The 9,981-nt window shown below is 45.1% G+C and carries 7 protein-coding genes and 1 pseudogene; 3 read left to right on the top strand and 5 right to left on the bottom strand.

Features of this window, described 5'->3' with window-relative positions; all coding sequences use genetic code 11:
• Together L5L91_RS09420 and L5L91_RS09415 are read right to left on the bottom strand one after the other, a co-directional pair.
• A pseudogene (locus L5L91_RS09420) lies at positions 1-170 on the bottom strand (IS110 family transposase); the annotation flags it as partial.
• A 376-nt stretch (positions 171-546) separates the two neighbouring features.
• The gene (locus tag L5L91_RS09415; RefSeq protein WP_263236199.1) at positions 547-858 is read right to left on the bottom strand and encodes a GNAT family N-acetyltransferase; all 312 of its coding nucleotides are present in this window, start codon (positions 856-858) and stop codon (positions 547-549) included.
• A 625-nt stretch (positions 859-1,483) separates the two neighbouring features.
• Here L5L91_RS09415 and L5L91_RS09410 point away from each other — a divergent pair.
• A complete protein-coding gene (locus tag L5L91_RS09410; RefSeq protein WP_263236196.1) occupies positions 1,484-3,493 on the top strand; it encodes an ATP-dependent DNA helicase in 2,010 nt (669 codons plus the stop codon).
• Positions 3,494-3,730: 237 nt separating this feature from the next.
• On the opposite strand, the gene L5L91_RS09405 is transcribed toward L5L91_RS09410, so the two are convergent.
• Positions 3,731-4,021, bottom strand: coding sequence for a cytochrome c3 family protein (locus tag L5L91_RS09405; protein WP_028759787.1), 291 nt, complete (start codon positions 4,019-4,021; stop codon positions 3,731-3,733).
• Positions 4,022-4,556: 535 nt separating this feature from the next.
• Positions 4,557-6,545, bottom strand: coding sequence for a TonB-dependent receptor domain-containing protein (locus L5L91_RS09400; RefSeq protein WP_263236195.1), 1,989 nt, complete (start codon positions 6,543-6,545; stop codon positions 4,557-4,559).
• A gap of 432 nt (positions 6,546-6,977) precedes the next feature.
• Between L5L91_RS09400 and L5L91_RS09395 the strand changes: the two genes are divergently transcribed.
• Positions 6,978-7,553: a nuclear transport factor 2 family protein gene (locus tag L5L91_RS09395; RefSeq protein WP_263236194.1), complete on the top strand. Its 576-nt coding sequence runs from the start codon at positions 6,978-6,980 to the stop codon at positions 7,551-7,553.
• A gap of 51 nt (positions 7,554-7,604) precedes the next feature.
• On the opposite strand, the gene L5L91_RS09390 is transcribed toward L5L91_RS09395, so the two are convergent.
• Positions 7,605-8,252, bottom strand: a complete 648-nt coding sequence (locus L5L91_RS09390; protein ID WP_173496844.1) for a DUF938 domain-containing protein — start codon at positions 8,250-8,252, stop codon at positions 7,605-7,607.
• A gap of 428 nt (positions 8,253-8,680) precedes the next feature.
• Here L5L91_RS09390 and L5L91_RS09385 point away from each other — a divergent pair, with 428 nt between their 5' ends.
• Entirely contained in the window at positions 8,681-9,970 is a 1,290-nt protein-coding gene (locus L5L91_RS09385; RefSeq protein ID WP_263236192.1) for an NAD(P)/FAD-dependent oxidoreductase, read from the top strand.
• Positions 9,971-9,981: the final 11 nt, after the last annotated feature.

Below are 9,981 nucleotides of genomic sequence, written 5' to 3'. Positions count from 1 at the left end.
GAGCCACTGCAGGCTTCCATCGCAATAGTGGCATCAGGGTAAGTACGCAGAAAAGTCAGGAGCTGAGCACGTTTAATCGAACGGTTAAAAACACTCTTGCCTGCTTGATTAACTCCACATACTTGGAAGATATTTTTTGCGAGATCAATTCCTATTAGTGTAACTTTCATTTTGGACACCTTTTGTTGTTATTGAACGTGCAAATTCAATATGGCGTAAATGACGCCTACTTCACAAGAGGTGTCCATCTCATCATCCTTGGATGCTCGACCGCCCCGTCCATGGGGCGGACGGTCGTCTCGCTAATCACCATGGCCTACCTTTTTAGCATTAGCATAAACTGTAGGTTTTAAGGAGACACGCAGCACGCTTTTGGACAAAAGCGCGGAAGATCTATTACTCACAATCGTCTAGTTCACATTACGATAAGTATGGCGAAGGTCAAAAAACGTAGACATTGCTGAGGTCAATTCTAACTAGATGGCCAAATTAACCGTACCACTACAAACAATGGGTGGCTTAGAAAAACTTGAATAACATGGATTGTTAGATGTGTTCATTTATGATGAATGTATAAAACGGAGTAGTCTCATCCTCGATTAACTCACGTACTGAATTAAGCTGTAATCGTTTTGATACCGCTTTAAAAAAGCGCAAAGCCAGTTCATTTTCTTTGAACGTAGCGACCAGTATCGGTGTGCTAATCTGCTCAAATATTTGACGGACTACTTCGAGCGCAATCCAACCACCGCGATATTTAGGAAGAATAAAGAGGTCAGCCAGTTCCCAGAGAAGCCTTTTTTCATCTTCAACCCATTCTAGTAGAACAAAGCCTATCAATACTTCATTTACCCAAATGAGGTAGGCTTTTGCCTCTTGTTAGTTAACATAGGATTCAAGATCTGAGGTTGTAGAGCCATCATATAACCCATCAATGGCCTATATCTTCTTTACTCCAAGATGTTGAATCAAAATAATAAAGTTGGAGCAGACGTTGTAGCGTTGTGGTGTCACTTATTTTTAAATTGATAAGACTGACGTTTGACATCATTCATCCTGATTACCTGCGTCTAAGTATTGATGCTTGGGCACTGAAACATCCTGTTATTGAGCGTATATAATGGTATAGAGTTTTGCTTTGCTGAGGTAGCTTATTTATTTCAAATGGTTAGTGGCAGGCTGAAATCGACAGAAGTTTGCGAACTGTTACAGCTAGCGCACATGCTTTGGCGGATGTTAGCAAATACCGACGTTTAAATTGGCGTTAATTACGCGGCTAACTTGTAGTCTTATCTCAAATCAGCATAATGCTTCGAGCTGTTAAGCTTAACGCTATTGTTTACGGCCGCGGCTTGCGGCACTAACCAGTGCTTGTGGTTAATTAAAGTCATCACAATGCACTCGCTCAGCAATTTATTGTGTGGACTTGCAGTACTGTTTTCACTGACGTTCCTAACACCTTGATAAAGGATTGATTCTCCCTTTGACTCGCTCCCGCCAACCGACATCAAAGCATGCTTTCTCTAAAGAAACCGTCGCTAAGCCTTCTGCTTTAAAAGGCGCCGCTGCGGTGAGTCGACTCGCGTCCGAAGTGCAACGCGCATTTTGGCCCGATGGAGTATTGTCTAAACATATTCAAGGATTTAGTGCGCGAACAAGCCAGATGCAGATGGCACAGGAAGTGAGTGAGGCGATAGCGGCGAAGGGGAATGTAGTAATTGAGGCGGGTACGGGGGTAGGTAAAACCTTTGCGTATTTGATCCCCGCGATATTGAGCGGTAAGCAAGTCATCGTCAGTACGGGCAGTAAAAACTTGCAAGAGCAGTTGTTTTTTAAAGACTTACCCGCGCTGGTCGCCATGTTGGGAATTGAGCCAAAACTGGCGCTGCTAAAGGGGCGTAATAATTATCTGTGCCAGTGGCGCCTCGATAAGCAAATGAGTGAGGCGACACATATCGATGCGCGTTTGTTGGATGATTTGTTGAAAATCAATCAGTGGGCGAGCACCTGCAAAGATGGTGATATTGGCGGCTTAACCTCAGTGCCTGAGAATTCCTCGGCGCTGCCACTTGTGGTCAGCACTAAGGAAAGCTGTATTGGCAAGCGCTGCGACTTTTACGATGTCTGCTTTACTCGCAAGGCGCGCAGCCGTGCCCTGGATGCCAAAATCATTGTGGTTAACCACCATTTATTTTTCGCCGATAGCGTACTGAAAGATACGGGCTTTGCCGAGTTATTACCCGATCCTGATGTGGTGATTTTCGATGAAGCGCATTTATTACCCGATATTTGCGTTAACTATTTTGGCCAGCAATGTTCGAGTCGTACTATCGATGATTTCATTCAAAAGCTACTCGCTATTTATCAGACTGAACTCAGTGATACTGGGCAACTCGCCCAATTTTGCCAGCGTTGCCTCGCTAAATTAAGTGATTGGCATAATCAGTTATATTCCTGCGGTGAATCCGATTGGCGTTTAGTGCTGGGCAATAAAGCGCTCGCGGCGGCGTCATGGGATTTATTAGCGGAATTAACCGCGCTGCAGAATTTATTAATGGCCCATATTGGGCGTAGTGAATTGTTAGATGATATCGCCATTAAGTTGGCTGAGCTGAATAATAAGCTCAGTGTGTTTTTTAACTGTGATAATAATTTGGCGGCCTACAGCATCGAATTTGGTAGTCGCTTTGTGGTGCTGCGAATTTCACCAATCAATATTGCCCGTGAGTGCCAACAGTTATTTGTGCCAGAAACCAGCTGGATATTTACCTCGGCAACTTTGCAGGTTAATCGTAGTCTTGTTCATTTTGCCCGAGAAATGGGTATCGTTGATGCGCAGCAAAGCATTCTCGACAGTCCCTTCGATTATCCCCGCCAAGCGGTATTTTGTGTGCCGAGACAACTTGGGAGCGTGACCAATCAACAGCAAGCGTTAAAGCAGCTGGTGGATGTGTGCGTGCAAGCGATAGATGCGGCGCAGGGACGGACTTTTATTTTATTTACCAGCCATAAAATGCTCGAACAAGCGGCGCTGGCATTGCGAACTCGCACTCAGTATCCGCTGCTGGTACAAGGCCAAGCGGGTAAACAGAGTCTGCTGACTAAGTTTCGCCAACTCGGCAATGCGGTATTGCTCGGCACCAGTAGTTTTTGGGAAGGGGTGGATGTGCGCGGTAAATTGTTAAGCTGCGTGATTATCGACAAATTACCTTTTGTGTCGCCCGATGAGCCCCTGTATCGCGCCCGAGCCGACAATGTGAGTCGTCAGGGACTCGATCCTTTTACTGAAGTGTCGTTACCGCAGGCGATTATTGCGCTGAAACAAGGTGTTGGCCGTCTTATTCGCGATGAAAAAGATCGCGGTGTGCTGATCCTTTGCGATAATCGCATTGTGAATCGCTACTATGGCCAAGCTTTTTTAAACTCGCTGCCACCGATGGCGCGCACCCGTGATCTAGAAAAGGCATTGGCGTTCTTGAGAACAATCCCCTGAGAGTCGTCTATGGCTTACCTAGCATACGTAAACTTGTCCTATTTGCCGGATATGGAATTCTGAGCTAAGTATTGAGCCGTTACACATATTGTAAGGATATAAAAACGGAGGTAAAAATTGCCACCTGTGAGCAATAGATGGCAAACACCCTTGGAGGTTGGGTCAAGTGGCATCCTGCCTAATGGTTCCATTCAAAATAAATAATTCTTCGGCCTTTGGTTTTAGATTTTTAGTGAATTAATGGCATTCTTTGCAAGCATCTGCTGGTGCTTTTTCTTGATGAGCGATATGGCAATTGGTGCATGTTAAAACGCCATCATGTTTAGTATGAGCTTCGCCTGCGAGTGTTTTCATTTCTCCATGGCATGATACACATTGCTGATTTTCAAAAACATAATCCGCTGAAGGTTTTTTATCTTTATGGCAGGATTCACAGTCAGATCTTTCAGAATGACTGTCGGCAAGTGATACCGCCATTAAATTAGTTGAAAAGCACAGTGCGCACATTAGCATCATCTTTTTAAGCATGTTATTTTCCTTTTTTATTGTTGGTTAAATCATCATTCTGAAGCGAGTAAATCACATATCTAGCTATGAAATATGTAACTTGAAGTTGGAACTGTATTTTTCTCGCTGTTTTATTAGTGATATAAACGGAAAGATAATATCGCTTTTGCTTGGTGCGTAAGTTTAATAATCGAGAATTTTACACCTCAAGCTTTAGCAGTCTTGCGTGTGTATAATAGTTTTTTAATATGACAAAACCTTGATCGTTATCAAAGGTTAACGGGTGAGTTATTTTTTAGCGTTAAAGTATGATCAAGGTTATATTGCAGAATGTAAAAGACTAATGATATAAATCTGGATTATGTAATTTATATTTTTGATGTTTATTTAAAAATTCTATATTTTAGAAAATATATTGATTTTACTTTTTCTAGTCGGATGTGTGATATTTATTTTGATCTTAAAACAATAGGCAAAGCCAAAACGGGCTTCGCCTATGATGTTTAATGTTGAGTAGCAGAGCTATAATTACACATTAGTTTCTAGCTTGTAGAGCTTAGAAACTTGCAGTTACCCCAGCATAAATACTGCGACTCTTTTGAATATAATCAAGGTCGGTGGCAACTTGGTCACGTTCAGAATCCGTTAGGTTAGTCACGCCAAGCTTCAGTCTAAACATAGGATTAATTTGATAATTCGCACCTATATCGAGCGAGCCATAACCCTCTGATTTGACATTGGCTCGCAAATACTGCTCGCCAGTATAATGGTAGGCGATAAAGGTGGATAAACCATCGAATGCCTGCCATTGCAGTTTTAGGTTATAGCTGTCGTCCGGTGTTAAGGTAAAAGGCGCGCCATTTTGCTTATCTTCGGCATCGGTTTTACTGTAATTACCGTTTAGGCTGAGATCTTGAGTTAAATTGTACCAAGCTTGTAATTCCCAACCTGTGATCTTAGCTTCGTTCACGTTTTGGTAAGTTAATACAGCACCAGGGACTCTATTCCAAGTTTCGGTGATAATTTTATTTTCTACATCGTTATGGAAGTAGGTGATCGAGCCACCAAAATCCGTGGTTTGATATTGGGTCGATAATTCGTAGTTCACTGAGGTTTCGGGTTGAAGATCAGGATTTCCCGCAACGGTACAGGCGCCACGACAAGCGGGGATAATATAATCGGCTTGGGATTGCGCCATATTTGGCGCTTTAAAGGCTTTGCCGCCACCACCTTTAATGACCCATTCAGAGCTTAAGTTATACACTAAATACAAGCGTGGGCTAAATTCGGTGCCGTACACATCGTGGTGATCGACGCGCCCGCCTAAGGTGATATTGAGTTCGCCTAAGCTAAATTCATCTTGTAGATACAATGCCGATTGGCTGTCGTCTAAGGTGCCATCACCTAAAATATTGCGGCTATTTTCGAGCTGGGTCCAACGGTATTCTGCACCGCTGGTTAACATGTGATCGCCAAGCAGGACAGTGGTTTGACCGTCGAGATTGTGGTTGGTTTGGGTGATATTACCAATCTCGGCGATTAACGCTGAGTCGTCAGTCACCTCAACATTTTCATAGTAATAGCGCAGGCGAGTATCACCCCAGTTCCAGTGGCCATTATGGGTCAGACCTGAACTTATCCGCTCCGCTTGTTGGTTATTGGTGAGAATCGTGCCGTAGTTATTCCAATCAGACTCGCGTTCATCGTTGGCGTAACTTAAGTCAAATTGCAGATCTTGCTGGTTATCAATCAGCCATTGTAAATTGGCGAGGGCGCTGATTTCATCTCTGTCTTCTAGCGCATCAATAGTGGGTTTTAAGTCCGAGCGCCATGCATCGCGTTTATTGCTGTCGACGATTAAGTTTGCCAGTAATTTATCTTTGATCAGCGCGCCACTGCTGTAGAAATTGTACTTAGTGCTATCGCCACCCTTGCCACTGGTAGGTGCATCGTATTGCACGCCAACGCTGGTTTGCCAGTTCTCAGTTGGTTGACGCAGTATGACGTTAACCACACCGCCTAAAGCTTCTGATCCGTAGAGGGATGACATAGGCCCACGCACAACTTCGATACGTTCAATGGCAGACATTGGAATAGAGGACAAGTCAAAATCGTTGCCATAACCAGAGGTTAATGCTTCGCGGGAGTTAATGCGGCGGCCATTAATCAAGATTAAAGTGTAATCTGAATCTAAACCTCGCAGGCTGATCTCATTGCGGCCATAGGGCGTGCCTTCGCTGATGTTCACACCCTGTAAATAACGGACTGCGCTAGCGAGATCGTCTATGACTAGCGCTTCAAGTTCACTGCGGTTAATAACGGACACCGAAGCGGGCGCCGAAAGCTCCGAGTGTTTAGTTTGTGTTGCTGTTATCACCATGCGTTCCATTTCTGGAGTGGTATCTTGCGTATTTGCAGCACTAGCCCATGCTGCAGGTAATAACAAACATAAACCAATAGCGCGTGATAGCTGGCTCAACATAGGTGTCTGTGTTGCATGAGGTAGATGCGAGGTTTGGCGAGTGCGACGGATAAAGCGGGGCATATCATTCTTCCTTCGGTAATTTTGGCGAATGATAATTATTCTTAATTATAGCTTCAAGCTTGGATGTCTCTCTTTTGTGTAAAGGCAGAGTAAATTTTTAGTGTTTAATAACAGCGTGATAGCCCGTATATTCGACGTGTTGCTCGCTGGCATGGTCATCCTGATTGAGCGCATTGAGCACAAGGCACTGAATATGACGATCTGAGTCTGACTGTCGTCGGATAAATCACTAAAAAATAGTGAGAATAATCAGAAACTATCACAGCACAAAACTGCATAACGTAATATGAAGTTATATCAATATGATTAATATGGACATTTTAACTGGCATAAGCTTTGCTGGCGATGTGACTTTATGTTTCGTGGTGCATTCATGTTTGTGATGTGAATAGTCGCCATACAAATTGTATTGCCAATATTTACGGAGAGAATATGAATCCAGCATTTTATAGCCTAGCCACAGTCACTGTTTTAACCTTGTCACTCGCCACTACCGAACCTGCTGTTGCCACTGATGCGGCATTAGCTAATGCCGCATCAGTTAAAACGGCTGGGGCTCCACAAACTGACATTGCGCAGCCCGCTACTGCACTTACAGACACTTTATCTACCCAAATTGCAGCGGTGGATTTTGCCTTGTTCGACAGTTTCAATAAGTGCACCGCCCCTGCTGAACTCAAGAAACACGCGGCGTTTTTCACTGAAGATGTAGAGTTTTACCACGATACGGGTGGCGTTACTTGGAACCGCAAGGACATGATCGCCAACACCGAAAAATATGCCTGTGGCCATTACCGCCGCGAGTTAGTTGCGGGCACGATGAAAGTGTTTCCGGTGAAAGAGTTTGGCGCGATAGAGCAAGGCGTTCATCGTTTTTGCAGCTTTGAAACTGGTAGCTGTGATGGCCTAGCCGACTTTGTCATTGTGTGGCGCAAACAGAACGAACAGTGGAAAGCCACTCGAGTGCTGAGCTATGGGCACAGAACCGCCGAGGCCAAAACGGACTAAACCACTCAACCAAAGCTAGCTTTTAACAAAAAACGAGCCTTTAACAAAAAGCTAGCCTCTAACAAAATGCAGTAGTCGATTATTGGCGGGCATAGCCACATCTTGCTTCAGCGTTAAGCCTTGCTCGCTGGCTAAACTGCAAATCCATTCAATATCGCGAATGCCGCTGGCGTGATCCCGCTGTTTTAAAAAGGCATCAAACTGGCGATTGCTGTCACTGCTAAATTCGCCTTGGTAGTTAAAGGGGCCGTAAATGCACAGGGTCTTGAGTTGGGGGAGATACAGACCAAGGCCAGTAAAAAACGCTTCAACCATATTTTTGCTCATAATATGCAAAGTGTTCGCAGTAAATACGCCATCAATATGAGGTGTTAATCCCTTCACCGGCCATGGCGCGGTAACATCAAGGGTAAGTGGTAAGCGTAGGTTTGCCGCTGCATTGGGTAGCTTGCCTTCATGCATACACCTTGCGGTAATGACCTCAATATATTCAGCCTGATCGCTGGTTTGCCAGATTAAATGGGGAAGATTTGCTGCAAAATACACAGCATGTTGCGCTGTGCCACTGCCGATTTCGAGCACATGTTGGTTGAGTGAGAATGCTTGTGTTAATACCGCTAAAATCGGCGCTTTGTTGTTTTCGCACGCTTGGGAAAACGGCAATTGGACAAGTGGCTGGGCAATTGGCATTAGTGGCATAATGGACTCTAGGTTGCTGAGATTAAAAGAGGATGACGCTGCACAAGCCTATCTTAAACCAGCAAAAAGTATAAGACTTAAAAGATAAAATGAGCCGCGCCTTAACATTCGGAGTCTCTATCTTAGATAACTTAATCTTAGGTACCGCCATTTCAGAAGTTTCCATCTCAAGCTCCTCCATTTCAGGTTCTTCAAGAAGGAGCCTGCAGTCAGCTCAACTTCCTTTGTCCTGTCCTGCAAATAGTTATCGCAATTCACTGTTGATCTCGATCTCAACTCAGATATACTCACAAATTCTGAACGCTTGTAAAAAATATAAAACAATATCGGTATAATGCCGCGTTAAAACGAGTGTCCAGAACTAAGACTTAACGCTCACTTTCAGCCATCAACTTTCAACAGTTAACTTTCAACATCAAGGAATGACCATGCCAGCAGAGCGTTGCGCCTCCTACTACAATGCCACCATTGACCAAGAGTCAGATTATCCTGCGCTTGAAGGCGACATTCGAGTCGATGTGGCGATTGTGGGTGGCGGTTTTACCGGCGTGGCAACGGCGTTGGAATTATCTGAGAAAGGCTATAAAGTGGCACTTATTGAGGCCAATAAAATTGCGTGGGGCGCGACCGGACGCAATGGTGGGCAGGTGACGGGCAGTTTGTCCGGCGATGTTGCGATGACAAAACAGCTGCGCCGTCAAATCGGCAATGAAGCTGAAGATTATGTGTGGAATATGCGTTGGCGCGGCCACGATATTATTAAAAATCGGGTGGCCAAGTACGGCATAAACTGTGATTTAAAGTTTGGTCATATCCAAACCGCTTACCAGCCAAAGCACATGCACGAGCTTAGGGCTATGCATGATGAGGCGCAGCGCCGCGGCATGGGTGAATTTATGACGCTGGTATCCGCCGATGAAATGCCTGCCTATTTAGGCTCGCCCTTGTATCACGGCGGCTTAGTCAATCGGCGCAACATGCATTTGCACTCAGTCAATTTATGCCTGGGTGAAGCCCGCGCGGCAGCAGGTCTTGGGGCGTTAATCTTTGAACACTCACCCGTACTTGATATTGAAGAAGGCGATGTGGCGACTGTTGTCACAGCCAAGGGAAAAGTGCGCGCCAACAGTGTGCTGATCGCCGGTAATGCTTACCATAAACTCGCCCGTCCAAAACTGCGTGGTATGTTATTTCCGGCGTCCTTAGGCAATTGCGCCAGTGCGATTCTGCCCGATGATGTCGCTTTGCAAATCAATCCGCAGGATTTAGCCGTGTATGATTGCCGCTTTGTACTGGATTACTATCGCCTGACCGCGGATAAACGGCTGATGTTCGGCGGCGGCACTAACTACAGCGGCCGCGATCCTAAAAATGTGGCTGCGGAATTACGGCCCGCGATTGAGCGTACGTTTCCACAATTAAAGGGCGTTAATATCGAATTTGCGTGGGCGGGAATGGCAGGAATTGTGATTAACCGTATCCCGCAGCTCGGCAAAGTGTCGCCTAATGTGTTCTATTGCCAAGGATATTCTGGGCACGGAGTAGCGACATCGCACATTATGGCCGAGATCATGGCCAATGCGATGGACGGGCAATTGCGTGAATTTGATTTGTTTGCCGCCATGCGCCATATCCGCATTCCTTTAAATGAATGGTTCGGCAATCAAGCGCTGGCATTAGGCATGTTGTATTACACTTTGCGGGAAAACTGGCGCTAGTTTGCGCCGTT

This window comes from Shewanella sp. SM55 (assembly GCF_025654025.1).
Taxonomy (GTDB): Bacteria; Pseudomonadota; Gammaproteobacteria; order Enterobacterales; family Shewanellaceae; genus Shewanella; species Shewanella oncorhynchi.
Note: the sequence above shows the minus strand (reverse complement) of the source record. Positions and strands in the feature narration are given on the sequence as shown.

Coding starts and splice junctions, on each gene's coding strand:
- L5L91_RS09390 (WP_173496844.1), bottom strand. CDS start 8,252: ATGCCACTAATGCCAATTGCCCAGCCACTTGTCCAATTGCCGTTTTCC.
- L5L91_RS09400 (WP_263236195.1), bottom strand. CDS start 6,545: ATGCCCCGCTTTATCCGTCGCACTCGCCAAACCTCGCATCTACCTCAT.
- L5L91_RS09385 (WP_263236192.1), top strand. CDS start 8,681: ATGCCAGCAGAGCGTTGCGCCTCCTACTACAATGCCACCATTGACCAA.
- L5L91_RS09405 (WP_028759787.1), bottom strand. CDS start 4,021: ATGCTTAAAAAGATGATGCTAATGTGCGCACTGTGCTTTTCAACTAAT.
- L5L91_RS09395 (WP_263236194.1), top strand. CDS start 6,978: ATGAATCCAGCATTTTATAGCCTAGCCACAGTCACTGTTTTAACCTTG.